Below are 22,759 nucleotides of genomic sequence, written 5' to 3'. Positions count from 1 at the left end.
ACGGATGCACCGTCATCCGCTTCGAGGAAAATGGAGCAATCATGAGCGAGCAGTCAGGCGCGCAGGCGATGCAGTTCGGCATCATGTCGGTCAGCGACATCACCCGCGATCCCACCACGGGCATCACCCCCAGCGAGCAGGAGCGGATCAAGGCGACGCTGACCATCGCCACGCACGCCGAAGAGGTCGGACTCGACGTCTTCGCGATCGGCGAGCACCACAACCCGCCGTTCTGGTCCTCGAGCCCCACGACCTTCCTCGCCGCCCTCGCCGCGCAGACCGAGCGTCTGATCGTCTCGACCTCGACCACGCTCATCACGACGAACGACCCGGTGCGCATCGCCGAGGAGTACGCGATGCTGCAGCACGTGTCCGACGGCCGCATGGACCTCATGCTCGGTCGCGGGAACACCGGACCCGTGTACCCGTGGTTCGGCCAGGACATCCGTCAGGGACTCCCTCTCGCGATCGAGAACTACGCCCTGCTGCACAAGCTGTGGCGTGAGGACGTCGTCGACTGGGAGGGCAAGTTCCGCACCCCGCTGCAGGGGTTCACCTCCACGCCGCGGCCCCTCGACGGCATCGCGCCCTTCGTCTGGCACGGATCCATCCGCACCCCGGAGATCGCCGAGCAGGCGGCCTACTACGGCGACGGCTTCTTCGCGAACAACATCTTCTGGCCGAAGGAGCACTACCAGCGCCTCATCGAGCTGTACCGTCAGCGCTACGCGCACTACGGGCACGGCACCCCGGAGCAGGCCATCGTCGGTCTCGGCGGTCAGGTGTTCATGGCCGCGAACTCGCAGGACGCGGCGAACCAGTTCCGTCCGTACTTCGACAACGCGCCCGTCTACGGCCACGGTCCGAGCATGGAGGACTTCACCGAGATGACGCCCCTCACCGTGGGGTCGCCGCAGCAGATCATCGATCGCTACGCCGCCATGCGCGAGCACTACGGCGACTACCAGCGTCAGCTCTTCCTGATCGACCACGCCGGGCTTCCGCTCAAGATCGTGCTCGAGCAGCTCGACATCCTCGGCTCCGAGGTCGTGCCCGTGCTGCGGAAGGAGCTCGCGCAGGGTCGCCCGGAGACCGTGCCGGATGCTCCCACCCACGCCGCACGCGTGAAGGCGGAGTTCGGCGACGGGCCCACCCGTCAGGCGCGCCCCGGTGCCAACCGCGGCGACAACCTGACCGGCGACTCGCCCTACCAGGACACCCCGGCTCCGGCCGGTGCCGCGTTCGGGCTCAGCCGGAAGGAGGCCTGAGATGACCGTGCGTCGCATCGCCGTCGTGTCGGCCGGTCTCTCGAATCCCTCGTCCACGCGGATGCTCGCCGATCGGCTGGCCGCCGAGACGGTGAAGGCGCTCCGCGAGCACGACATCGAGACGAGCGTCGACGTGATCGAGCTGCGCGACTACGCGCATGACATCACCAACAACCTGCTCACCGGATTCGCGCCGCCGGCGCTGGAGACGGCGATCAACACGGTGGTGTCGGCCGATGCGCTCATCGTGGTGACGCCCATCTTCTCGACCAGCTACTCGGGATTGTTCAAGTCGTTCATCGACGTGCTCGATCCCGACGCGCTCACCGGGAAGCCGGTCCTCATCGGCGCGAATGCCGGTACCGCCCGGCACTCGCTGGCGATTGACTACGCGATCCGTCCGCTGTTCGCCTACCTGCACGCCGACGCCGTCTCGACCGGCGTGTTCGCGGCCTCCAGCGACTGGGGAGGGTCCGGCGACCACGTCGCTCCGCTCGCGAAGCGCGTCGAGAAGGGCGCGCGGGAGCTCGCGGATGCGGTGGCCCGACGCGACGCCGCCTCGGCCTCCGACCCGTTCGACCCGGCGACGTACCTCGGTGAGGGCCGGTCGTTCGGCCACCTGCTGGGCGGTCTCGCGGGGGAGTGAGGCGACTGTTCGCCTCCGCTGCCGATCAGGCGAGGGCGTCGAGTCCGGCGAGCGTCTTCACGACCGCGTCGGCGAGCTCGGCGCCCTTGACGGAGAAGTGACGGCGGAAGTACTCGCGGTGCTCGTCGTGCTCGTGGAAATTGTGCGGCGTGAGGACCGCCGAGAACACGGGCACGTCCGTCTCCAGCTGCACGCGCATCAGCGCATCGACGACCGTGGACGCCACGAAGTCATGGCGGTAGATGCCGCCGTCGACGACGAGCGCGCAGGTGGCGATGGCGTCGACTCGACCGCTGCGGGCGAGCCGCTGCGCGTGCAGCGGGATCTCGAAGGCCCCGGGTACCCGGAGGATGCTGACGTCGTCGAAGCCGAGTGACGCGAGCCTTCCCTCGAAGGATTCGACGGCCTGGTCGACGATCTCGGCGTGCCACTGCGCGGCGACGATGGCGATTCTGGGCATGATGACTGCTCCCTCTCGTCCTCTTCCATCCGGACTGTGACCGTCGGCCCCGGAATCGCACCGGGTCTGCAGACCCCACCGTGGGGTCCGCTCGCGGGCTCCACGGCCCTGCCGTGATACCGCCGGTGGGGAATCGCACCCCGCCCTGAGGACATTCGGCACGAGGCTATCACTGGGTATGGTCGAATGTCCGAGGGATGTCCTACCGTGGCGTCATGACCTCGATCTCCTCGTTCGATGCCCTTCGCGACCGACTGAGCGGCTCCCTTTTCCGTCCCGGCGATGCCGGGTTCGATGAGGCGCGGCAGCCATGGAACCTCGCGATCGATCAGCGACCCCTCGCTGTCGCCGCTCCGGCGGATGTCGCCGATCTGCACGCACTGCTCGGCGCCGCTCGCTCGTCGGGCTTCCGCCTCGCCGTCCAGCCGAGCGGGCACGGAGCGTCGAGTGATCTCGACGGTGCGGTGATCGTGCGGATGTCGGCATTCGATGAGCTCGATGTCGACGTGGATGCCGGGATCCTCCGGGTGGGCACCGGTGTCCGCTGGGGCGCGGTCGTCGACGCCCTCGAGGGCACCGGCTGGGCGGCTCCGGCCGGCACGAGTCCGGTCGTCAGCGTGGCCGGTTACACACTGGGTGGCGGGCACTCGTGGTTCAGCCGCACGGCGGGGCTCGGCTCCGACAACCTGCGGGCAGCGTGGGTGCTGCGTGCCGACGGCTCCCATGAGCGTGTCGACGACGACAGCGATCCGGATCTCATGTGGGCCCTGCGCGGCGCGGGCGGCGTCGTCGGCATCGTCACGGCCCTCGAGATCGATCTCGTGCGCACGCCGGCACTGTGGGGTGCGAGCCTCACTTTCGACGTGGCGGATGCCGCCGCGGTGATCCGCGCCGTGCGCGACCTCGCGGCCGACGCACCGGCGTCGCTCAACGTGTTCATGAACTCGATGCGCATGCCCGACGCGCCACAGCTGCCGGAGGCGATCCGCGGGCGCAGCTTCCTCGAGGTGCAGGCGTTGTCGGTCGACGGCTCCGCGGACGAGCTCATCGATCGGGTCCGCCGTGCCGGCGCGGTGCAGCACGAGACGACGGGAGCCACTTCGCCGGCGGCCCTCGTGGCGGCATCGAACGAACCGACAGAGCCGACCCCTGGCCGTGGCGCGTCCATGGCGCTCACGACGTTGGACGACGCCACGATCGATGCGCTCGTGGAGTTCCGCGAGCTGCCGGAGCAGGCTCCGATCATCGGGATCGACATCCGGATGCTGGGCGGCGCGCTCGACGCGCCACGGCGCAGCGGCTTCGCGAGCCTGGCTTCGGCGGGTTGGCTGCTGCACGCGCTCGCGCCGCTGTTCCCCGGCGCGCCCCGCGAACCGGGAGACGCGAGTCTCGCGGGGTTCGTCGATCTACTGGCGCACGCAGAGGCCTCGCGTACGGTGCCGACCTTCCTGGGGCCGGGACAGACGCTCGACCGCTGCGGTACCTCGGCCGACCTCGATCGGCTGCGCGCTGTCCGCGCCGCCGTCGATCCCGAAGGGGTACTGCACGCGGGACGCCTTCCGCGCTGAGTCGTCAGGCGTCGTCGCCGGTGCCCCGGTTCCAGTGGTACTCGGTCTCGGGGCGTCCGCGCGCGCCGTACCGCGCCGTCCGGAGGAGCACGCCCTCAGCGGCAAGATGCTCGAGGTAGCGCCGCACGGCGACGCGGGACATGCCCAGACGCTCCGCCGCCTCGCTCGCCGACAGCGGACCCATCGCGCGCAGCGCGGAGGTCACGCGATCCAAGGACGCGGCCGACAGGCCCTTGGGCAGCAGGATCGTGCCGGTCGTGCGGCCGAGCAGCGCATCGATCTCGGCCTGCGTCGCCTCGCCGTCTGTGGTGCGGGCTTGATCCCGGTAGGAGCGGTACTGCTCCATCCGCTCCTTGAACACGGCGAAGGGGAACGGTTTCACGAGGTACTGGAAGACGCCCAGAGCCGCCATCTGCCGCACGGTCTCGGCATCGCGCACCCCGGTGATCGCGATGACGTCGACCGAGGCCGCCCTGGCACGGAGAGCCCGCAGGACATCGATGCCGGAACCGTCAGGCATCGTGATGTCGAGCAGGACCAGGTCGAAGGCGTCCGCGCCCCGGCGATCCAGCACCGCGCTCACCGCGGCGCGTGCTCCGCTGCACTCTCCGGAGGCCTCGAAGCCCTCGAGACGTGCGAGGTAGTCGCGATGGAGTTCGAGGGTCAGAGCGTCGTCGTCGACGATGAGCGTCCGGATCATGAACGGCGCCTCCGCGCTCCCGCTGCGGGCAGGATGACGCGGAAGGTCGTGGGATCGCCCTCCAGCGTCACCGAACCGCCGACGCCCGTGACGACCGACCTCACGAGTGCGAGGCCGATGCCTCGGCCCTGCGCATCCGCGGGCTTCGTCGAGAAGCCCTGCTGGAAGATCTGCTCGCGGCGGTCGATCGGGACGCCCGGTCCGCTGTCCGAGACCTCGAGCACGATCCCGCCGTCCGCGCCGGGCGTGAGCGAGACGGCCACCCAGCGGTCGTCGGACTCCGCCGCGGCATCCATCGCGTTGTCGACGAGGTTGCCGAGCACCGACACGCTGTCGACCGTCGACAGCGGCGAGCGCGGGGTCTCCGGATCGATGCGCACACGCCAGTCGATGCCGCGCTCCTTCGCCTGAGACGCCTTCCCCAGCAGGAGGGCACCGACCGCGGGGTCGCCCTGGCGCCGTGCTGTGACCTGGTCGACGAGGGATTGGCTCTGCCGCGAGGTCTCGGTGAGGATCTCGATCGCCTCGTCGCTCCGCCCGAGCTCGAGCAGGGCGACGGCGGTGTGCATCCGGTTCCCGTGCTCGTGGGTCTGGGCGCGCAGTGCCTCGCCCAGGGTCCGGATGGATTCGTACGACGACACGGCATCACGCACCTGGCCGGGTGGAAGGTCGCCGGCGATGCGCCGGGTGACCCGGCGCGCGATCAGGGCTCCGCCTGCCCCGAGCGCGACGAGTCCCACGGTGATCCCGAGCGTGAGGGGGAGACGGCGGATCAGCGTGTCGGTGATCGACTCGGTCGTCACGCCCGCCGCCACCCAGCCGATCAGGGTGTCGTCGGCGTCCACGACCGGCACGATCGTGCGGACCGAGGGCCCGAGGGTGCCGGTGAACTCCTCGGTGAGCATCTGGGGGGTCGTGGGGATCGTGCCGAGATAGCGTCCGCCGATCTGCGCGAGGTCGGGGTGGGTGACCCGTACGCCCTCCACGGTCATGACCGTGATGAAGTCGAGTCCGGCGTCCTCCACGACCGTCATCGCGTAGGGCTCGAGCAGACGTGTCGCTGCGCCCTCGTCTCCTTCGCTCAGCGAGGAGACGACATCCGGTGATGCGGCGAGCGAGATGGCGGCTGCCGCCGTGACCCGCTCGGCCTCGGCGCGGATGGCGCGCTGCGCCTCCACGACGAGGTAGACGGCGACGAGGGCGCCGATGACGACCGCGACCCCGAGGAGCACGACGAACACGCGCGATGCGGTGCTGCGGCCGTCAGAGGCGTGTGCCATCGCATCCTCCGGTCGTCGGCGCTCTCGGTAGTGACCAATACGACCACAAATCGCGTCGCGGTGTGAAGTCCGCGACGGTGAATCTCATCGGCGACGAGGATGCCGCCGCACACATGACACGAAGACGTTCATGATCAAGGAGGAAACATGGCCATCACAACGGGGTTCCGTCTGCCGGGGTTCAACTCGCGGCGTGGCAAGCAGTCCTGGGACCGGCACACCTGGCTGTACGTGTCGGTGATCATCGCGGTCGTGCTCGGCGCCCTCGTCGGACTCATCTGGCCCGAGGTCGGACAGGGGTTCGAGGCTCTCGGCAAGGGATTCGTGGCGCTGATCAAGATGATGATCGCGCCGATCATCTTCTGCACCATCGTCGTCGGAGTCGGATCCATCGCGAAGGCGGCGACGGTCGGGAAGATCGGCGGGCTCGCCCTGTTGTACTTCATGATCATGTCGACCTTCGCCCTCGCGATCGGCCTGGTCGTCGGCAACATCATCCACCCGGGATCCGGGCTCGACATGGCTGCCTCCACGTACGATCCCGAGGGTGCGACCGAGGCGAAGACCACCCAGGAGTTCATCCTCGGGATCATCCCCGCGACGTTCTTCGGCGCCTTCACCGGCGAGAGCGTGCTGCAGGTGCTGTTCATCGCCCTCCTCGTCGGTTTCGCCCTGCAGGGTCTCGGCGAGCGCGGTGCTCCGATCATGGAGGCGGTCAAGCAGCTGCAGAAGCTGGTGTTCCGCATCCTCGGCATGATCCTCTGGCTGGCGCCGATCGGTGCCTTCGGTGCGATCGCGGCCGTCGTGGGCAAGACCGGCATCTCGGCGATCTGGAGCCTCGGCATCCTGATGGGCGCGTTCTACATCACCTGCATCCTGTTCATCGTCGTGGTGCTGGGCACGTTGCTCTGGACCGTCACGCGGGTCAACATCTTCTCGCTCATGAAGTACCTGGGGCGCGAGTACCTGCTGATCGTCGGCACGTCCTCCTCGGAGTCCGCGCTGCCGCGGCTGATCGCGAAGATGGAGCACGTCGGCGTCTCCAAGCCCGTGGTGGGCATCACGGTGCCGACCGGCTACTCGTTCAACCTCGACGGCACGGCGATCTACCTGACGATGGCCTCTCTGTTCATCGCGACGGGCATGGGCCAGCCGATGTCCATCGGCGAGCAGATCGGTCTGCTCGTCTTCATGATCATCGCGAGCAAGGGCGCCGCCGGCGTCACGGGTGCAGGACTCGCCACGCTGGCGGGCGGACTGCAGGCGTACCGGCCGGACCTGGTCGACGGCGTCGGGGTCATCGTCGGTATCGACCGCTTCATGTCGGAGGGTCGCGCACTGACGAACTTCACGGGCAACGCTGTCGCGACGCTCCTCATCGGCACCTGGACCAAGCAGATCGACCGTGACCGCACGCGCCGCGTGCTCAACGGGGAGCTGCCTTTCGACGAGTCGATGATGGACGGCGTCGACGGGCACGGGATGTCGGACGCTCCGCACGCCGTCGGTGTGCAGGAGCTCAGCGAGTCGGCGGTGTCGGAGATGGCGGCGAAGGAGCAGCGGGCCAGGGACCGCGCCGCACAGCGCTGAGCGGAGAGAGAGGCTGAGCGGAGAGAGAGGGATGCGGGGCCGGATGATTCCGGCCCCGCATCCATGTGGTCAACCGCTCTTGCGTCGGAACTCGCGCCGCGTCTGCGGGGCGGCCGCGCCGTGCACGGCGGAGTCGCCGTCGAGGTGCGACTCGCCCTGCCGGTGCTGCGCGTTCTTCTTCTCGAGCGCTTCCTTGAACTTGCGCTTCATCTCCTCGGAGGAGGTGGCGCCTTCTTCGGTGCTCATGCTCTGAGCCTAGAGCACGCCCGCCGCGAGGGGGAGGTCAGCGGCGGCTGCGGCGCAGCGCGAGGTCGATCAGGGCTCCGGCGCCGATCGCGACGACGATCGACACCGGCACGGCGACGAGAGGTCCTCCGGGGACGATCGCGGCGACGGCGGCGCCCACCGCCGCCTGGTAGACCGCCCAGGCGGTCGCGGCTATCCCGACGAGGGCGAGATAGCGCGGGGGATGGATCCGCGATGCCCCGGCCACCAGGTTGATCGCGAGCCGGGCGAACGGCACGAAGCGCGCTGTGAAGAGTACTGTGGCCGTGCCGCTCTCGAGGCGTCGTCCGGCCCACTCGAGCGCCTGCCGCACGCGGGGCGCGCGCATCCAGCGCCAGCGTTCGATGCCGACCAGGCGTCCGATCAGATAGCAGCACGCGTCTCCGAGCGCGGCGGCGACCGCGGCGCACACGATCACCGCCCAGAGGGCCGGCGCACCGTTCGTGACCGCGAGCGCCCCGAGCGCGGTCACCGCGACCTCGCCGGGGACGACCACGAAGAAGGCGTCCCCGAGGACCAGGAGGCTCATCAGCACCAGGCTCCACGGTCCGGTGAGCGATTCGGTGAGCACGTCGGTCGGCACGGGCTCACTGTGCACGCCGAGGGTGAACGGGAACCAAAGACCGGATAGCCGGTGACCTGCGCTCCAGCATCCGGTGAACATCTGGTGGCGAAGGCCGATTCCGGAGAATCCCGCACGCCGTCGCCGTCATCCTGAGGGTGTGAGAGTAGCGATCGTCACGGAGTCCTTCCTTCCGCACATGAACGGCGTGACCGGATCGGTGCTGCAGATCCTGCGGCACCTCGAGAGCCGGGGGCACGATGCGCACGTGATCGCCCCCGCGGCCGTCGGCATCCCCGAGACCGTGGACGGTGCGCGCATCGAGGCGATCCCGAGCCTCGCGCTGCCGGGCTACCGGAACGTCCGGGTCGGCACCTCGACGGCCCACCGCGTCGCGGCCGCCCTGCGTCGCTTCCAGCCGGACGTCGTCCATCTCGCCTCGCCTTTCGCCCTCGGGTGGCGCGGCGTGCTCGCGGCGGAACGTCTCGACGTGGCATCCGTCGCGGCCTATCAGACCGACGTCGCGGCCTACACCGAGCGCTATGGCATCGCGGCGACCACGGGGATCGCTCAGACGCACATCGCCCGGCTCCACCGGCGTGCGACGCTGACGCTCGCGCCCTCGGCCGAGTCGGCGCAGCAGCTGGCCTCGCTCGGCATCGACCGTGTGCGCCGCTGGGGTCGCGGAGTGGATGCCGAGCGCTTCCAGCCCTCCCGCCGCGACAGTGCGCTGCGCGCCGCCTGGGGAGCCGAAGTCGTGATCGGCTACGTGGGCAGGCTCGCACCGGAGAAGCAGGTCGAGGACCTCGCCGCGCTGAACGGTGTGCCCGGCACGCGACTCGTGATCGTGGGCGACGGACCGAGCCGTGCGCGGCTGGAGAGCCTGCTGCCGGATGCCCTCTTCCTCGGACACCTCGGCGGAGAGGCGCTCGCCGCGGCGATGGCGTCGTTCGACCTGTTCGTGCACCCGGGGGAGAGCGAGACCTTCGGTCAGACCCTGCAGGAGGCCCACGCGAGCGGCGTCCCCGTCATCGCGACCGGCCGTGGAGGTCCGCTCGACCTCGTGCGGATGGGCATCGACGGCTGGCTGTACCGGCCGGGCGATCTCGGCGACCTGCGGATGCGCGTCGCGGACCTCGCCGGAGATGCGCGCAAGAGGCGGGCCTTCGGCGAGGCAGGACGCGAAGCCGTGCAGGGCCGCAGCTGGTCGAGCGTGTGCGACCAGCTCGTCGGGCACTTCGAGGACGCGCGGATGCTGCATCGGGTGGATGCCGGCGCCCGCGCTCGCCGCGTGGTGCGTCCGGAGGCCTCGGTACCCGTCCCGCCGCGGCGGTGGCACCGTTACGTCGCCCTCGGCGATTCGCTCACCGAGGGTCTCTGCGATCCTGCACCGGACGGCGCGCTGCGGGGATGGGCCGACCGCCTCGCGCTGCTGCTCGCCGCTCGCGGCGGCCTGCACTACGCGAACCTCGCGATCCGCTCCAAGCGCGTCGGCGACGTCTGCGGGACGCAGTTGGAGCGGGCGCTCGAACTGCGACCGGACCTGGTGTCGATCCTCATCGGCGCGAACGACCTGGTGAAGCACCGCGTGAACGTCGCCGCGCTGGCTCTGCGCCTCGAGGACGCGGTGGTGCGGCTCCGCGGGATCGGGGCCGACGTGGTGCTGGTCACGCCGTTCCTGCCCGGTCGGCGGGCCGCCTCCATCTACACGCGGAGGTTCTCCGCGTTCGCGACCGCACTGGCGGGGATCGCCGCGCGCACCGGTGCGATCCTGATCGACACGGATCTGCATCCCTCGCTGCCGGATCGCCCGAACTGGGGCGAGGACCTCGTGCACCTGAGCAGTCGAGGACACCGCTTCCTCGCGTACCGCGCGGCCGAGGTCCTCGGCGTTCCGGACGCCGATGCCCTCGGTGTGCTCGATGCCGCCCTGCACGAGAACGAGACGATCGGCGCCGGCGTGTGGTGGCGGCGGCATGCCCTGCCGTGGGTCTGGCGCCGTCTGCACGGTCGAGCCGCGGGCGACGGCCGCTCGGCGAAGCACGACGACTACGTCTACCTCGGCCGCTCCTCCGCGGCCCGCGGGGTGTCCGTCAGCTGACGGGACTGCCTCAGCGCCGTCCCATTCCGTGATACTGCCAGCCGGCCGCGCGCCATGCGGCGGCATCGAGGCAGTTGCGCCCGTCGATGATGATCCGTCCGCGCACGAGGCCGCCGGCGTGCGCGGGGGAGAGGTCGCGTCGGTACTCATCCCACTCGGTGACGATCACGACGGCGTCGGCCTCGCGCAGCGCGTCGTCGCGCTCCTGTGCATAGCCGAGCTGCGGATGCGCGGTCCGGGCGTTGTCGATCGCCGCTGGGTCGGTCACCACGACATCGGCGCCGAGTCCCCGGAGGCGGACGGCGACGTCGAGGGCCGGTGAGTCGCGGATGTCGTCGCTGAAGGGCTTGAAGGCCGCACCCAGCACCGCGATCCGGCGCCCGAAGACCAGTCCGCCCAGTGCATCGACGACGAGCTGCACCGCCCGGTCGCGTCGCCGCAGGTTGATGGCGTCGACCTCGCGGAGGAACCCCACGGCCTCACCGCGCCCGAGCTCCTCCGCCCTGGCGGCGAAGGCGCGGATGTCCTTGGGGAGGCAGCCGCCGCCGAAGCCGATTCCCGAGCCGAGGTAGCGCCGCCCGATGCGGCCGTCGTGTCCGAGCGCATCGGCGAGGAGCGTGACGTCGGCTCCGGCCGCCTCGGCGATCTCCGCCATCGCGTTGATGAACGAGATCTTGGTGGCGAGGAAGGCGTTGGCCGCTCCCTTGACGAGTTCGGCCGTGGCCAGGTCCGTCACCAGGAACGGCGTGCCCGTCTCGATCGCGGCAGCGTAGGCCTCACGGAGCACGTCGACCGCCCGGTCGCCGTCCGCGTCCGGTGCAGCGCCGACCACGAGCCGGTCCGGCGTGAGCGTGTCGTGCACGGCCCATCCCTCGCGGAGGAACTCCGGATTCCAGACCAGTGCCGCTCCCGTGCCCACCAGGCGCTCGGCCAGTCGCGCGGCGGTGCCCACCGGGACGGTCGACTTGCCCGCCACGACGTCGCCGGGGCGGAGGTGGGGGAGGAGGTCCTCCACGGCGGCGTCGACGTACCGCAGATCCGCCGCATGTCCTCCGGCCGTCTGAGGCGTGCCGACCGCGAGGAAGTGCACGTCCGCACCCGCGGCATCCGCCATCCGGCTGCTGAACCGCAGCCGACCCGAAGCCAGGCCGTCTGTGAGCAGCTCGGTGAGTCGAGGCTCGAAGAACGGCGCGGTCCCCGCGGCCAATGCGGCGACCTTCCCCTCGTCCACGTCGATGCCGACGACGTCGTGTCCGATCGAGGCCATGGCGGCGGCATGCACGGCACCGAGGTAGCCGCAGCCGATCACTGACATGCGCATCGCCCCAGCACAGCGGATGCCGCTCACGTCACGGCATCCGGGCGGTGAACGCCTCATGGCCGGGACGTGACCGATCCGCTGAGCGGGTCGTGGCGCGGGATTCCGCGGGCCTCGCTGATAGGGTGGAGGAGGTCGACCTGTGTCGATCGCACAATTTCATATCGACTCATGGAGCGAGCGGCGGAGAAGCTGGTCCCCTGTGGTGGGTTCCTCGGCACGGAGATGTCGGGTGGCTTTCTACTGGTGGCCAGCGCAGGCGATGTTCGCGGGAGTGCCCGCGCGCCCGAACCCTGCTGTATCCGCTCCTCTTGAATGCGCTCGCGCGTCACATGGATTCGCGAGTCTAAACAAAGAAGGAGAGACCTCTTGGAAGGTCCTGAAATCACCGCCACCGAGGCCGTTCTCGACAACGGCCGCTTCGGCACCCGCACCATCCGCTTCGAGACCGGCCGCCTCGCGCAGCAGGCTCAGGGCGCAGTCGCCGCCTACCTCGACGGCGAGACCATGCTCCTCTCGGCCACCAGCGCAGGCAAGCACCCGCGCGAAGGGTTCGACTTCTTCCCGCTGACGGTCGACGTCGAGGAGCGCTCCTACGCCGCCGGCAAGATCCCCGGCTCGTTCTTCCGTCGTGAGGGCCGCCCCTCCACCGAGGCGATCCTCGTCTGCCGTCTGATCGACCGCCCGTTGCGTCCGTCGTTCGTCGACGGCCTCCGCAACGAGGTCCAGGTCGTCATCACGGTGATGTCGATCGCTCCCGGCGAGTTCTACGACGCTCTCGCCATCAACGCCGCATCCGCGTCGACGCAGATCTCCGGTCTGCCGTTCTCGGGTCCGGTCGCGGGTGTGCGTCTCGCATTCGTCCCCGGTCACGGCGACCACGGCGACCAGTGGGTCGCCTTCCCGACCGCCGAGCAGGTGTCGGAGGCCGTCTTCGACCTGATCGTCGCCGGTCGCGTCGTCACCAAGGCCGATGGCACGGAAGACGTCGCCATCATGATGGTCGAGGCTGAGGCGACCGAGGGCAGCTGGAACCTGATCAAGGCCGGCGCCACCAAGCCGAACGAGGAGATCGTGGCCCAGGGCCTCGAGGCCTCGAAGCCGTTCATCGCTCAGCTCGTCAAGGCTCAGGCCGAGCTCGCCGCGACCGCGTCGAAGGAGCCGGGCGTTTACCCGGTCTTCCCGGCGTACAGCCAGGAGGTCTACGACTTCGTGGCCGGCCGCTCCTACGACGAGCTCGTCGGCGTGTACCAGATCGCCGACAAGACCGAGCGTCAGACGGCCGACGACGCGATCAAGGACCGCGTCAAGGCCGAGCTCATCGAGGCCACCGAGTCGGGTTCGCTCCCGGCCGCGGCCCCGCTCGAGTTCTCCGCCGCCTACAAGTCGGTCACCAAGAAGATCGTCCGCGGTCGTATCCTCACCGAGGGCGCCCGCATCGACGGCCGTGGTCTGGCGGACATCCGTCCGCTCGACGCCGAGGTGCAGGTCATCCCGCGCGTCCACGGCTCCGCGATCTTCCAGCGCGGCGAGACCCAGATCCTGGGTGTCACCACGCTGAACATGCTCAAGATGGAGCAGCAGATCGACTCGCTGTCTCCCGTCACGAGCAAGCGCTACATGCACCACTACAACTTCCCGCCGTACTCGACCGGTGAGACCGGTCGCGTCGGTTCGCCGAAGCGTCGCGAGATCGGGCACGGCTTCCTCGCCGAGCGCGCCCTCGTGCCGGTGCTGCCGAGCCGCGAGGAGTTCCCGTACGCGATCCGTCAGGTGTCCGAGGCGCTCAGCTCCAACGGCTCGACCTCGATGGGCTCCGTCTGCGCGTCGACCCTGTCGCTGCTGAACGCGGGTGTGCCGCTGCGCGCTCCCGTCGCCGGTATCGCGATGGGACTCGTCTCCGACGAGGTCAACGGTGAGACCCGCTACGCGGCGCTGACCGACATCCTCGGTGCGGAAGACGCACTCGGCGACATGGACTTCAAGGTCGCGGGTACCAGCGAGTTCGTCACGGCCATCCAGCTCGACACGAAGCTCGACGGCATCCCGACGCAGGTTCTGGCCGGCGCGCTGACCCAGGCCCGCGAGGCTCGTCTGACGATCCTCAACGTCCTGAACGCCGCGATCGACGCTCCTGACGAGATGGCGCCGACCGCGCCGCGCGTCATCAGCGTGCAGATCCCGGTCGACAAGATCGGCGAGCTGATCGGCCCGAAGGGCAAGACGATCAACGCGATCCAGGATGAGACCGGCGCGCAGATCTCCATCGAGGAGGACGGCACCGTCTACATCGGCGCGACGGACGGCCCCTCGGCCGAGGCCGCACGTGCGCAGGTCAACGCGATCGCCAACCCGACCAACCCCGAGATCGGCGAGCAGTTCCTCGGAACCGTCGTGAAGATCGCCACGTTCGGCGCCTTCGTCTCGCTGCTGCCGGGCAAGGACGGTCTGCTCCACGTCACCGAGGTGCGCAAGCTCGCCGGTGGCAAGCGCGTCGAGAACGTCGACGACGTCCTCTCGGTCGGTCAGAAGATCCTCGTGAAGATCACGAAGATCGATGACCGCGGCAAGCTGTCGCTCGAGCCCGTGCTCGACGATGCGCCCGCCGCCGAGGCCGCTCCCGCCGAGGACGCAGCCGCCGAGTAAGCTCCACGCTCGAACCGGAACCCGGGTCCGTCCGCACAGGATGGGCCCGGGTTCCGTCGTTCACGGCGTGACCAAACCGTTATCGGAAGTTTTCGCGCCGTTCCCTGGATTGGTCGGGACGTTCGCCGAAGTCGCTTACCCTCGAAGTACGCACCGGGGGGTGCACCACAAGCAGTGACGTAGGTCGGAACGCAACCGATCGACGCGGGGGTGAGAGTATGCGGTTGTTCAGCGTAGGCGCGGGAGCGTCGGACGAGCGAGCCCACGGGGCCGCTGAGCCCGCCTCCATCGAGCATCCCTCCGCGCCCATCCCCATCGTCGGACCCGGCGTCGGCGAGACAGTCCGCACGCCCCTCGGCGAGACGGGATTCGAGACGTTCCCCCTGATGCTGGGCGCGGCGGAGTTCGGCTGGAACGTCGACCTGGAGACGAGCCACGGCATCCTGGACCGCTACATCGAGTTCGGCGGCAACGCGATCCACACGGCCGACGGCTTCTCCGGAGGTCGCAGCGAGCACATCCTCGGGCAGTGGCTGCGCTCACGCGGGCAGCGCGACCGGGCGATCCTGAGCGTTCGCATCGGCGCTCACGCCGACAACCCCGGGCTCGGCTCGGTGAACCTCGTCCGTGCCGTCGAGGGCTCGCTGACGCGTCTCGGAGTCGAGCGCATCGATGTGCTCTACCTCGACGCCACCCTCGACAGGACGACGAACGTCGAAGACACGCTCGCCACGGTCGAATGGCTGAAGGACGCCGGCAAGATCGGCGTGGTGGGCGCGTTCGGCTTCGCACCCGAGAAGCTCGTCGAGGCGCGGATCCTGGCGTCGGCGGGCTACCCGCGCATCGAGGTGATCGACGCGCCGTACAACCTGCTCCGTCGGCAGCCGTTCGAGGGCGACCTGCGCCTCGTCGCAGGGGCGCAGAACCTCGCGGTCACGCCCTCGCACGCACTCGAACACGGTTTCCTCTCGGGCCGCCACCGCAACAAGGCGCTCGCATCGCAGGGCGTTCGCGGCGAGCAGCTGCGTGGTCATCTCAACCGCCGGGGCATCAAGATCCTCCGCGCGCTGGATCAGGTCGCCGCGGAACTCGCGGTTCCGGTGGCGGCGGTCTCGATCGCCTGGCTCCTGGCGCAGCGCACCGTCGCAGCCCCGATCGTGAACACCTTCGCGACCGAGCACGTCGACGAGCTCATGCAGGGCGCGGGGGTCACGCTCTCGCGCACCCAGGTCGCCGAGCTCACACGAGCCGGCAACTGAGCATCGTCCCACCCGTGACATAGGGTGGAAGGGAGGTCCGGCGGATGCTGGCGATGAAGCGAGCGAGTTTGTGACGCATTACATATATCTGGTCAGACATGGTGAACATCAGGATGCCGAGCACGGCCTCGCCGACGGTCCCCTCTCGCCGCGCGGGCAGCGGCAGGCCGAGCTGATCGCCGATCGGCTCTCCGGTCTCCCGCTCGACGCGGTCTGGCACTCGCCGCTCCTGCGCGCGAACGAGACGGCCCGTGCGATCGCCGGTCGGCTCCCGTCCGTCGATCCCGAACCGACTGCTCTGCTGTTCGACTGCGTCCCCACCGGGATGACGGAAGAGACTCCTGCGGCGTTCGAGCCCTTCTTCGGGTCGATCTCCGACGCCGAGATCGACGCGGGTCGCGCACAGATGGCCGACGCGGTCAACGAATTCCTCATGCGCAAGAACGGCGAGGTGCACGAGGTCCTCATCACGCACAACTTCGTCATCTCCTGGTTCGTCCGCGAGGTGCTCGGAGCGCCCGAGTGGCGCTGGATGACCCTCAACCAGGCCCACTGCGGATTGACGATCATCGCGCAGAAGCAGGGTCGGCCGTGGACGCTGCTCAATCACAACGACACCGGGCATCTGCCGTTCGAGCTGCGCACCGGCATCCCTGACCCGATGCCCGTCTGACGCCCCGCGCGCCCCGGCCGCAAGCGGTCGTCCGCTCCATAGACTGGACGCATGACTTCGCAGGTAGCACTCGTCGGCGGAACCGGGAAGCTCGGGAAGATCATCCACGCGGTGATCGATGATCTCGAGGGCTTCGAGGTGAGCCGCGTGCTGACCTCGTCGAGCGATCTCTCCGAGCTGCACGGTGCCGACCTCGTCGTCGACGCGTCAACGCCGCAGATCAGCATCGACGTCGTCCGTTCCGCCGTCGAGCGCGGCATCAACGTCCTGGTGGCGACCTCGGGGTGGTCGGCGGAGCGGATCGCGCTCGTACGACCGCTGGTCGAGGCCGCGGGTACCGGCGTGGTCTTCATCCCGAACTTCTCGCTCGGGTCGGTCCTCGGCTCGGCCCTCGCGGCGGCGGCAGCACCGTTCTTCGGCTCGGCCGAGATCATCGAGGCGCACCAGGAGACCAAGATCGACTCGCCGAGCGGCACAGCGGTGCGCACGGCCGAGCTCATCGCGGCGGCGCGGGCCGAGCAGGGACCGGTGAGCGCGCCGCACGCGGATCAGCGCGCCCGCGGTCAGCAGGTCGGCAGCGTGCCGATCCACTCGCTGCGTCGACCCGGCGTCGTCGCCAAGCAGGAGGTCATCCTCTCCGGCCCCGGCGAGTCGCTCACCTTCACGCACGACACGGTCGATCCCGCCCTCGCCTATGCGCCGGGCATCCGCCTCGCCGTGCCGTTCGCGCGCGACGCGAAGGGCGTGATCGTGGGGCTGGAGCACATGATCGACATCGGCATCCGCTCGTGATGTCGCGGATCGGCGTCGGCCTGATGGCCGCGGCGCTGCTCGTGTACCTCGCCGTCGCCATCTGGCTCGCCGTGATGTTCATCTCGGTCGGCACCCCCATCTCGATCGGCATGGGGATCACGCTCGTCGTGCTCGCCCCGATCGGCGCGTGGGCGCTCGTCCGGGAGATGCAGTTCGGTTTCGCCGCCGACCGCCTCGGACGCACGCTCGACGCTGAGGGAGGGATGCCTCCCGTCGAGACCGAGCTGACCCCGAGCGGACGGATCGCCCGCGCAGACGCCGATCCGCTGATCGCGCGGTATGCGGCCGAATCCGAGGCCGCATCGGGCGATTGGCGTGCCCGGTATCGGCTGGGCGTCGTCCAGGACGCGGCCGGTCGACGGAAAGACGCCAGGGCCAGCATCCGCGAGGCGATCCGCCTCGCGCGACGCTGACCCCGGCGACGAGCGGTATCAGCCTCAGGCCAGCGTGGCCTCGAGGGTGATCTCGATGCCGGCCAGCGCCTGAGACACCGGGCAGCCGGTCTTGGCCTCTGCCGCGATCTCCTGGAACTTCTCCGGCGACAGGCCGGGGACGACCGCGTTCACGTTGAGGTGGCTGCCGGTGATGCCGACGCCGGGCTTGAACGTCACCGACGCGCTGGTGTTCACCTTCTCCGGCGGGGTGCCGTTCTCGGCGAGGGCGTGAGAGAGCGCCATGCTGAAGCAGGAGGAGTGCGCCGCGGCGATGAGCTCCTCGGGCGTCGTCGTCGTGTCGCTGCCCTCGCTGCGCGCCTTCCAGTTGATCGGGAAGGTGCCGAGGTTCGACGAAGAGAACGCGACGGTGCCCGACCCCTCCATGAGCGATCCGGTCCACGTGCTGGCGGCTTCGCTGGTGACGGGCATGATTCCTCCGGTTCTCGCGTCCCGCTCGGTGTGCGGGGTGCGTCGCGGCCAGCCTATCGACCGCGCCGGGCCGACGGAACAGCGATCAGGCCGTGGAAGCCGCCCGGCCGATGATGCCGGCGCGCTGCAGCAGCAGGTAGAGCTGGCATCCGAGGCAGAAGGCGAAGGCGGCGTTCAGGAACGCGGCGATGAAGGCGGCGGCCGTGGCGATCGGGAGCGCCCACGGAACGCCGATCAGATGCAGGACCAGGCCGATGCCGACGACGAAGAGTCCGACGCCCTGCGAGAACCGCGGCGGTCGGGGATCTTCGAGTTCGGCCGGCGGCGCGAGGCGAGGGCGCACGAGGCGGCGGAACAGCACGCCCCAGGGGGCGGTTCCCGGCGACACGACGCTCCACAGGAACAGGAGGGCGATGACGACGGTGACGAGGAAGCCCGGGTCGAGGGCGCGCTGGGCGAGCGACGCCGAGGTGATCGCCCACGTGCCGGGGACGAAGGTCGCGTCCGCCAACGGCTGGTAGGCGAACCAGCCGGTCGCCTGCGCCGTCGAGATCCCGATCAGCGCCAGGAACGTCGCCACCAGCAGGAGGACGGCCGTGATCGTGGCGGCGAAGCGCGGGCCGCGCGGATCGATGCCTGCGGGAGTGGTCATGGGTGCTCCAGTCTTCGCGCCTCAGACGGAGGCGACGGCTTCGGTGAGGGCGTGACGATGCGGGACGCCGTGGAAACGCGCCCGGACGGCGCCGGAGCCGTCGATCACGAAGGTCGTGGGGGTCTGCAGCACCTTGTACCGGGCCGACAGGTCCGGTCGATGGGTCAGATCGACCTCGATGTGGCTCAGACCGTCGTGGTCTGCGGCGTATGCGTGCAGCATCCGCCGTACTTGAGGGCAGCGCGCGCACATCTCCGTGCTGAACTGCACGAGCGTCGCGCGGGAGCCGAACTCGGCCGCAGCGGCATCCGCCCGGTCGAAGCGGAGCGCGCCGGCATCGAGCCTGCGCCCGTCTCGGCGGCGCAGGGTCACTCCGATGATCGTGGCGAGCACCAGGAGTGCTGCCGCGATCCCTCCCGCGAGCGCTGGCGACATGCGTCGAGAGTACGTCGCCCGGAGGGGGTCGAGGGCCGATGTTTCCGACCGTGACGATCGGCACGCGGTGGGACGCCATCCGCCCGGAGCCCACAGCCGACAGGTATCGTGGCTGTCATGAGCGCAGCCGTCCCGACACCCTACGAAGACCTGCTCCGCGACGTGCTGGAGACCGGCACGCACAAGTCGGATCGCACGGGCACGGGCACCACCAGCGTCTTCGGACGGCAGATCCGTTTCGACCTGTCGAAGGGCTTCCCGCTGATCACCACCAAGCGGGTGCATTTCAAGTCGATCGCGTACGAGCTCCTCTGGTTCCTGCGCGGCGATTCCAACGTGCGGTGGCTGCAGGAGAACGGCGTCACCATCTGGGACGAGTGGGCCGACGAGACCGGCGATCTGGGTCCGGTGTACGGGGTGCAGTGGCGCTCGTGGCCGACGCCGGACGGCGAGAGCATCGACCAGCTCTCTCAGGTGATCGAGCAGATCCGTCAGTCCCCGGACTCGCGCCGCCTCATCGTGTCGGCCTGGAACCCGGCCGACATCCCCGACATGGCGCTCGCCCCGTGCCATGCCCTGTTCCAGTTCTACGTCGCCGACGGCCGGCTGTCGTGCCAGTTGTACCAGCGCAGTGCCGACATGTTCCTCGGCGTGCCGTTCAACATCGCGTCGTACGCCCTGCTCACCATGATGATCGCCCAGCAGGTCGGTCTCGAGCCCGGTGATTTCGTCTGGACGGGCGGCGACTGCCACATCTACGACAACCACCTCGAGCAGGTCCGCGAACAGCTGACGCGCGAGCCTTTCGCCTATCCGACGCTGCGCTTCGCCCGCACCCCGGAGTCGATCCTCGACTACCGCTACGAGGACCTCGTCGTGGAGGACTACCAGCACCACGCCCCGATCCGCGCGGCGGTGGCGGTATGACCTGGGTGGGCCTGATCTGGGCGGAGGCACAGGGCGGAGTGATCGGCGCCGAGGGCGGGATGCCGTGGCACGTGCCGGAGGACCTCGCGCACTTCAAGGAGGTCACGCTCGGCGCGCCGGTCGTGATGGGCCGCAAGACCTGGGATTCCCTGCCGGAGAGGTTCCGTCCCCTCGAAGGACGCGAGAACATCGTCATCACCCGCCAGCAGGACTGGGCTGCCGAGGGCGCGCATCGTTCGGCGAACGTCGCCGAGGCCGTCCGCGGCAAGGACAGGGTCTGGATCATCGGCGGCGCCGAGATCTTCCGCCTCGTGATCGGCGACGCGGATCGGCTCGAGGTCACCGAGATCGAGCTCGACGTCACGGGTGACGCGTACGCGCCGTCCAAGGCCGGGTGGCGGCTCGTCGACGAAGGGGAGTGGCAGACCTCTCGCACCGGCACCCGCTACCGGTTCCTCGGGTACGAGCGCTGATGCCCACCGCACTGATCACGGGAGCCAGCGCCGGCCTCGGCGCCGAGTTCGCCCGGCAGCTCGCTCGTCGCCGTGCAGACCTGATCCTCGTGGCCCGTTCGGAGGATGCGCTGAACTCCCTGGCCGCCGATCTGCGGAGCGAGTTCGGTGTGGCGGTGGAGGTGCTCGTCGCCGATCTCGCCGACGACGAGGGCGTCACGAAGGTCGCCGATCGGCTGCGGGATGCCGGAGACCCGATCGATCTGCTCGTCAACAACGCCGGCTTCGGACTTCCCCTGCAGTTCGCGGACAACGACATCGATGACGAGGTCCGGCACCTGCGCGTCCACGTGGAGGCGTCGATGCGGCTCATGCACGCGGCGTTGCAGACCATGCGCGGTCGCGGCGGACGCATCATCAACGTCGCGTCCGTCGCCGGATTCATCTCCCGCTCCACATACTCCGCCTGCAAGTCCTGGCTGATCGGATTCAGTCGCTGGGCGAACGCCGAGTACTCCCGTGACGGTGTCTCGGTGACCGCGCTGTGCCCCGGATTCACGCACACCACGTTCCATGAGCGCATGGGTCTCGCGGTGGGCCAGGAGGGCGTTCCCGACCTAATGTGGTTGAACGCCCGCGATGTGGTGCGGGTGGGTCTCCGGGATGCGGCTCTCGGGCGCTCCGTGTCGATCCCTTCGCTGCGCTACAAGGCGATCGTGGCACTGACGGGCATCCTTCCGAGCGCGCTCACGTCCGGCGTCGCGCGCCGTGGTCGCGTCTGATCGGGCCCGGCGCATGGGATGGTTCCGCAGGAGACGCGATCCGCAGGACGCGAACGAGATCCTGCGGCAGTACAACGAGGCGGAGGCGGTGCGCCTCGCCGCCTTGGCGAACGGCGTGACGACGACGCGGGAGGAAACCGCATTCGTCAGCGCAGCCGGCGATGCGGCCCAGCTCGCCGTCGAGGACGTCTTCACCATCACGGGCCGCGGCCAGGTCGCGACCGGCACCGTGACGACCGGGACGATCCGGGTCGGCGACGCCGTGGTCGTTCTCCGGGACGGGGCCCCGGTCGCCGACACGGAGATCACCGGCATCGAGATGTTCCGCAAGCATGCGGACGCGGCATCCGCCGGCACCATGATCGGGGTGCTGCTGCGCGGCAGGACCGACGTGGCCCGTGGGGACGTCATCCGGGTCGCCTCGTCTGGGTGAGGGGCATCCGAACCGATACGCTGGTGGCATGACGCACTCGGGCAACCCCTTCGGACAGGTTCTCGTCGCGCTCGTCACTCCGATGACGGCCGACGGCGAAGTCGACTGGCCCGCCGTCGAGAAGCACATCGATGACGTGATCACCGCAGGCGCGGACGGCATCGTCGTGACGGGAACGACAGGCGAGACCTCGACCCTGACGGACCCGGAGAAGCTCAAGCTCGTCGAGGTCGGGAGGTCCGTATCGGCGGGCCGCGCCAAGATCATCACGGGCGGCGGCTCGAACGAGACCGCGCACGCCATCGAGCTGTACAAGGCCAGCGAGAAGGCCGGCGCCGACGGCATCATGATCGTCACGCCGTACTACAACAAGCCGACGCAGGCGGGCATCCTCACGCACTTCCGGCTGGTGGCCGATGCGACCGATCTGCCGGTGATCCTCTACGACATCCCCGGCCGCACCGGCGTGCCGATCAAGTACGAGACGATCCTCCGCCTGGCGAAGCACCCCAACATCCTCGCGGTGAAGGACGCCAAGGGCGACTTCTCCGAGGTGAGCCGCGTGCTCAACCAGACCGATCTGATGTACTTCTCCGGCGATGACGCGAACGTCCTCCCGCACCTCGCGATCGGCGCGACGGGCCTCATCGGCGTCACAGCGAACGTCGCGGCAGCTCCGTACCGCACCATCATCGACGCGGTGAACAACGGCGACCTGGCCACGGCGACCGCAGAGCACAAGCGTCTCGAGCCGCTCGTGCGCGCGGTGATGACGCATGTGCCCGGCACCGTCGCGGCCAAGTACATCCTGCACGGCCTCGGTCGCATCTCGAGCCCGCGCGTGCGCCTTCCCCTGGTCGGTCCGGAGGAGTGGGAGGCCGCTCTCATCGAGGACGAGCTCGACCTCGTCAAGGATGTCCCCGGCGCCGATTTCTCGAACTTCCGACCCGACCGCAATGCGGCTGCGGGTGGTGCCCTGCCGAAGGTGCACGGCACGACGCGCTGAGCCGCGTCGCCACGAACGAACGGACGCGCACAGTGTCCGA

At 69.5% G+C, this 22,759-nt stretch carries 24 protein-coding genes and 1 riboswitch; of the genes, 15 read left to right on the top strand and 9 right to left on the bottom strand.

All coding sequences use genetic code 11. The features are described 5' to 3' along the window. Nucleotides 1–41 precede the first annotated feature (41 nt). Both ABD648_RS03945 and ABD648_RS03940 read left to right on the top strand, forming a co-directional pair. Complete coding sequence (locus ABD648_RS03945; RefSeq protein ID WP_282217397.1) at nt 42–1,268, top strand: LLM class flavin-dependent oxidoreductase; 1,227 nt, start codon at nt 42–44, stop codon at nt 1,266–1,268. 1 nt (nt 1,269) lies between these two features. After that, nucleotides 1,270–1,914 carry an FMN reductase gene (locus ABD648_RS03940; RefSeq protein ID WP_282217396.1) on the top strand — a complete coding sequence of 215 codons (645 nt, stop codon included), beginning with the start codon at nt 1,270–1,272 and terminating at the stop codon, nt 1,912–1,914. Nucleotides 1,915–1,939: 25 nt separating this feature from the next. Here ABD648_RS03940 and ABD648_RS03935 read toward each other — a convergent pair whose 3' ends face one another. Further along, complete coding sequence (locus ABD648_RS03935; protein WP_282217395.1) at nt 1,940–2,374, bottom strand: 6,7-dimethyl-8-ribityllumazine synthase; 435 nt, start codon at nt 2,372–2,374, stop codon at nt 1,940–1,942. 13 nt (nt 2,375–2,387) lie between these two features. Beyond that, a riboswitch (FMN riboswitch) is annotated at nt 2,388–2,531 on the bottom strand. A gap of 58 nt (nt 2,532–2,589) precedes the next feature. Here ABD648_RS03935 and ABD648_RS03930 point away from each other — a divergent pair. Beyond that, nucleotides 2,590–3,942 carry an FAD-binding oxidoreductase gene (locus ABD648_RS03930; RefSeq protein ID WP_282217394.1) on the top strand — a complete coding sequence of 451 codons (1,353 nt, stop codon included), beginning with the start codon at nt 2,590–2,592 and terminating at the stop codon, nt 3,940–3,942. A gap of 4 nt (nt 3,943–3,946) precedes the next feature. On the opposite strand, the gene ABD648_RS03925 is transcribed toward ABD648_RS03930, so the two are convergent. Together ABD648_RS03925 and ABD648_RS03920 are read right to left on the bottom strand one after the other, a co-directional pair. Next, entirely contained in the window at nt 3,947–4,642 is a 696-nt protein-coding gene (locus ABD648_RS03925) for a response regulator (protein ID WP_282217393.1), read from the bottom strand. Next, complete coding sequence (locus ABD648_RS03920) at nt 4,639–5,922, bottom strand: sensor histidine kinase (protein ID WP_282217392.1); 1,284 nt, start codon at nt 5,920–5,922, stop codon at nt 4,639–4,641. Before ABD648_RS03920 ends, ABD648_RS03925 begins: the two co-directional genes overlap by 4 nt. Nucleotides 5,923–6,069: 147 nt before the next feature. Here ABD648_RS03920 and ABD648_RS03915 point away from each other — a divergent pair, with 147 nt between their 5' ends. Further along, the gene (locus tag ABD648_RS03915) at nt 6,070–7,512 is read left to right on the top strand and encodes a cation:dicarboxylate symporter family transporter (protein WP_282217391.1); all 1,443 of its coding nucleotides are present in this window, start codon (nt 6,070–6,072) and stop codon (nt 7,510–7,512) included. Between the two features lie 69 nt (nt 7,513–7,581). Here the strand turns inward: ABD648_RS03915 and ABD648_RS03910 are convergent, their stop codons facing one another. Next, complete coding sequence (locus ABD648_RS03910; protein WP_165808049.1) at nt 7,582–7,758, bottom strand: DUF5302 domain-containing protein; 177 nt, start codon at nt 7,756–7,758, stop codon at nt 7,582–7,584. Between the two features lie 37 nt (nt 7,759–7,795). Then, the gene (locus ABD648_RS03905) at nt 7,796–8,380 is read right to left on the bottom strand and encodes a DedA family protein (protein WP_282217390.1); all 585 of its coding nucleotides are present in this window, start codon (nt 8,378–8,380) and stop codon (nt 7,796–7,798) included. 139 nt (nt 8,381–8,519) lie between these two features. Between ABD648_RS03905 and ABD648_RS03900 the strand changes: the two genes are divergently transcribed. Beyond that, nucleotides 8,520–10,460: a GDSL-type esterase/lipase family protein gene (locus tag ABD648_RS03900; RefSeq protein ID WP_282217389.1), complete on the top strand. Its 1,941-nt coding sequence runs from the start codon at nt 8,520–8,522 to the stop codon at nt 10,458–10,460. A 10-nt stretch (nt 10,461–10,470) separates the two neighbouring features. Here ABD648_RS03900 and ABD648_RS03895 read toward each other — a convergent pair whose 3' ends face one another. After that, nucleotides 10,471–11,781, bottom strand: coding sequence for a UDP-glucose dehydrogenase family protein (locus ABD648_RS03895; RefSeq protein ID WP_282217388.1), 1,311 nt, complete (start codon nt 11,779–11,781; stop codon nt 10,471–10,473). Nucleotides 11,782–12,147: 366 nt separating this feature from the next. On the opposite strand from ABD648_RS03895, the gene ABD648_RS03890 reads away from it, so the two are divergent. The 5 genes from ABD648_RS03890 to ABD648_RS03870 all read left to right on the top strand — a co-directional run bounded on the left by ABD648_RS03890 (nt 12,148) and on the right by ABD648_RS03870 (nt 17,582). Next, nucleotides 12,148–14,424, top strand: a complete 2,277-nt coding sequence (locus ABD648_RS03890; protein ID WP_282217387.1) for a polyribonucleotide nucleotidyltransferase — start codon at nt 12,148–12,150, stop codon at nt 14,422–14,424. 218 nt (nt 14,425–14,642) lie between these two features. Then, a complete protein-coding gene (locus ABD648_RS03885; RefSeq protein WP_282217386.1) occupies nt 14,643–15,683 on the top strand; it encodes an aldo/keto reductase in 1,041 nt (346 codons plus the stop codon). 70 nt (nt 15,684–15,753) lie between these two features. Then, nucleotides 15,754–16,356, top strand: a complete 603-nt coding sequence (locus ABD648_RS03880) for a histidine phosphatase family protein (RefSeq protein ID WP_116635185.1) — start codon at nt 15,754–15,756, stop codon at nt 16,354–16,356. 51 nt (nt 16,357–16,407) lie between these two features. Next, entirely contained in the window at nt 16,408–17,148 is a 741-nt protein-coding gene (gene dapB, locus ABD648_RS03875; RefSeq protein WP_282217385.1) for a 4-hydroxy-tetrahydrodipicolinate reductase, read from the top strand. Beyond that, the gene (locus ABD648_RS03870; RefSeq protein ID WP_282217500.1) at nt 17,148–17,582 is read left to right on the top strand and encodes a hypothetical protein; all 435 of its coding nucleotides are present in this window, start codon (nt 17,148–17,150) and stop codon (nt 17,580–17,582) included. Before dapB ends, ABD648_RS03870 begins: the two co-directional genes overlap by 1 nt. 24 nt (nt 17,583–17,606) lie before the next feature. Here ABD648_RS03870 and ABD648_RS03865 read toward each other — a convergent pair whose 3' ends face one another. From ABD648_RS03865 to ABD648_RS03855, 3 genes are all read right to left on the bottom strand, one after another. Beyond that, nucleotides 17,607–18,032, bottom strand: coding sequence for an OsmC family peroxiredoxin (locus ABD648_RS03865; protein ID WP_282217384.1), 426 nt, complete (start codon nt 18,030–18,032; stop codon nt 17,607–17,609). Nucleotides 18,033–18,117: 85 nt separating this feature from the next. Continuing rightward, on the bottom strand, nt 18,118–18,684 hold the full coding sequence (locus ABD648_RS03860; protein WP_282217383.1) for a DUF4395 domain-containing protein: 567 nt from the start codon (nt 18,682–18,684) through the stop codon (nt 18,118–18,120). Between the two features lie 21 nt (nt 18,685–18,705). Next, the gene (locus ABD648_RS03855; RefSeq protein WP_282217382.1) at nt 18,706–19,119 is read right to left on the bottom strand and encodes a thioredoxin family protein; all 414 of its coding nucleotides are present in this window, start codon (nt 19,117–19,119) and stop codon (nt 18,706–18,708) included. A gap of 117 nt (nt 19,120–19,236) precedes the next feature. Between ABD648_RS03855 and ABD648_RS03850 the strand changes: the two genes are divergently transcribed. Genes ABD648_RS03850 through dapA form a run of 5 tightly spaced genes read left to right on the top strand, consistent with a single transcriptional unit; the run spans nt 19,237 to nt 22,719 of the window. Next, nucleotides 19,237–20,046 (top strand): thymidylate synthase, encoded by an 810-nt coding sequence (locus ABD648_RS03850; protein ID WP_282217381.1) that lies wholly within the window; start codon nt 19,237–19,239, stop codon nt 20,044–20,046. After that, nucleotides 20,043–20,519 carry a dihydrofolate reductase gene (locus ABD648_RS03845; protein ID WP_282217380.1) on the top strand — a complete coding sequence of 159 codons (477 nt, stop codon included), beginning with the start codon at nt 20,043–20,045 and terminating at the stop codon, nt 20,517–20,519. Before ABD648_RS03850 ends, ABD648_RS03845 begins: the two co-directional genes overlap by 4 nt. After that, on the top strand, nt 20,519–21,280 hold the full coding sequence (locus tag ABD648_RS03840; protein ID WP_282217379.1) for an SDR family NAD(P)-dependent oxidoreductase: 762 nt from the start codon (nt 20,519–20,521) through the stop codon (nt 21,278–21,280). Before ABD648_RS03845 ends, ABD648_RS03840 begins: the two co-directional genes overlap by 1 nt. Nucleotides 21,281–21,293: 13 nt before the next feature. After that, nucleotides 21,294–21,713: an EF-Tu/IF-2/RF-3 family GTPase gene (locus ABD648_RS03835; protein ID WP_282217378.1), complete on the top strand. Its 420-nt coding sequence runs from the start codon at nt 21,294–21,296 to the stop codon at nt 21,711–21,713. A 28-nt stretch (nt 21,714–21,741) separates the two neighbouring features. Next, nucleotides 21,742–22,719: a 4-hydroxy-tetrahydrodipicolinate synthase gene (gene dapA, locus ABD648_RS03830; protein ID WP_282217377.1), complete on the top strand. Its 978-nt coding sequence runs from the start codon at nt 21,742–21,744 to the stop codon at nt 22,717–22,719. The last annotated feature ends 40 nt before the right edge of the window (nt 22,720–22,759 follow it).

This window comes from Microbacterium luteolum (assembly GCF_039533965.1).
In the GTDB taxonomy this organism is placed as follows: Bacteria; Actinomycetota; Actinomycetes; order Actinomycetales; family Microbacteriaceae; genus Microbacterium; species Microbacterium luteolum.
Note: the sequence above shows the minus strand (reverse complement) of the source record. Positions and strands in the feature narration are given on the sequence as shown.

What these genes read in the sequence shown, in the direction of transcription:
- ABD648_RS03945 (WP_282217397.1), top strand. Translation starts at nt 42, where the DNA reads ATGAGCGAGCAGTCAGGCGCGCAGGCGATGCAGTTCGGCATCATGTCG.
- ABD648_RS03940 (WP_282217396.1), top strand. Translation starts at nt 1,270, where the DNA reads ATGACCGTGCGTCGCATCGCCGTCGTGTCGGCCGGTCTCTCGAATCCC.
- ABD648_RS03935 (WP_282217395.1), bottom strand. Translation starts at nt 2,374, where the DNA reads ATGCCCAGAATCGCCATCGTCGCCGCGCAGTGGCACGCCGAGATCGTC.
- ABD648_RS03930 (WP_282217394.1), top strand. Translation starts at nt 2,590, where the DNA reads ATGACCTCGATCTCCTCGTTCGATGCCCTTCGCGACCGACTGAGCGGC.
- ABD648_RS03925 (WP_282217393.1), bottom strand. Translation starts at nt 4,642, where the DNA reads ATGATCCGGACGCTCATCGTCGACGACGACGCTCTGACCCTCGAACTC.
- ABD648_RS03920 (WP_282217392.1), bottom strand. Translation starts at nt 5,922, where the DNA reads ATGGCACACGCCTCTGACGGCCGCAGCACCGCATCGCGCGTGTTCGTC.
- ABD648_RS03915 (WP_282217391.1), top strand. Translation starts at nt 6,070, where the DNA reads ATGGCCATCACAACGGGGTTCCGTCTGCCGGGGTTCAACTCGCGGCGT.
- ABD648_RS03910 (WP_165808049.1), bottom strand. Translation starts at nt 7,758, where the DNA reads ATGAGCACCGAAGAAGGCGCCACCTCCTCCGAGGAGATGAAGCGCAAG.
- ABD648_RS03895 (WP_282217388.1), bottom strand. Translation starts at nt 11,781, where the DNA reads ATGCGCATGTCAGTGATCGGCTGCGGCTACCTCGGTGCCGTGCATGCC.
- ABD648_RS03885 (WP_282217386.1), top strand. Translation starts at nt 14,643, where the DNA reads ATGCGGTTGTTCAGCGTAGGCGCGGGAGCGTCGGACGAGCGAGCCCAC.
- dapB (WP_282217385.1), top strand. Translation starts at nt 16,408, where the DNA reads ATGACTTCGCAGGTAGCACTCGTCGGCGGAACCGGGAAGCTCGGGAAG.
- ABD648_RS03870 (WP_282217500.1), top strand. Translation starts at nt 17,148, where the DNA reads ATGTCGCGGATCGGCGTCGGCCTGATGGCCGCGGCGCTGCTCGTGTAC.
- ABD648_RS03865 (WP_282217384.1), bottom strand. Translation starts at nt 18,032, where the DNA reads ATGCCCGTCACCAGCGAAGCCGCCAGCACGTGGACCGGATCGCTCATG.
- ABD648_RS03860 (WP_282217383.1), bottom strand. Translation starts at nt 18,684, where the DNA reads ATGACCACTCCCGCAGGCATCGATCCGCGCGGCCCGCGCTTCGCCGCC.
- ABD648_RS03855 (WP_282217382.1), bottom strand. Translation starts at nt 19,119, where the DNA reads ATGTCGCCAGCGCTCGCGGGAGGGATCGCGGCAGCACTCCTGGTGCTC.
- ABD648_RS03850 (WP_282217381.1), top strand. Translation starts at nt 19,237, where the DNA reads ATGAGCGCAGCCGTCCCGACACCCTACGAAGACCTGCTCCGCGACGTG.
- ABD648_RS03845 (WP_282217380.1), top strand. Translation starts at nt 20,043, where the DNA reads ATGACCTGGGTGGGCCTGATCTGGGCGGAGGCACAGGGCGGAGTGATC.
- ABD648_RS03840 (WP_282217379.1), top strand. Translation starts at nt 20,519, where the DNA reads ATGCCCACCGCACTGATCACGGGAGCCAGCGCCGGCCTCGGCGCCGAG.
- ABD648_RS03835 (WP_282217378.1), top strand. Translation starts at nt 21,294, where the DNA reads ATGGGATGGTTCCGCAGGAGACGCGATCCGCAGGACGCGAACGAGATC.
- dapA (WP_282217377.1), top strand. Translation starts at nt 21,742, where the DNA reads ATGACGCACTCGGGCAACCCCTTCGGACAGGTTCTCGTCGCGCTCGTC.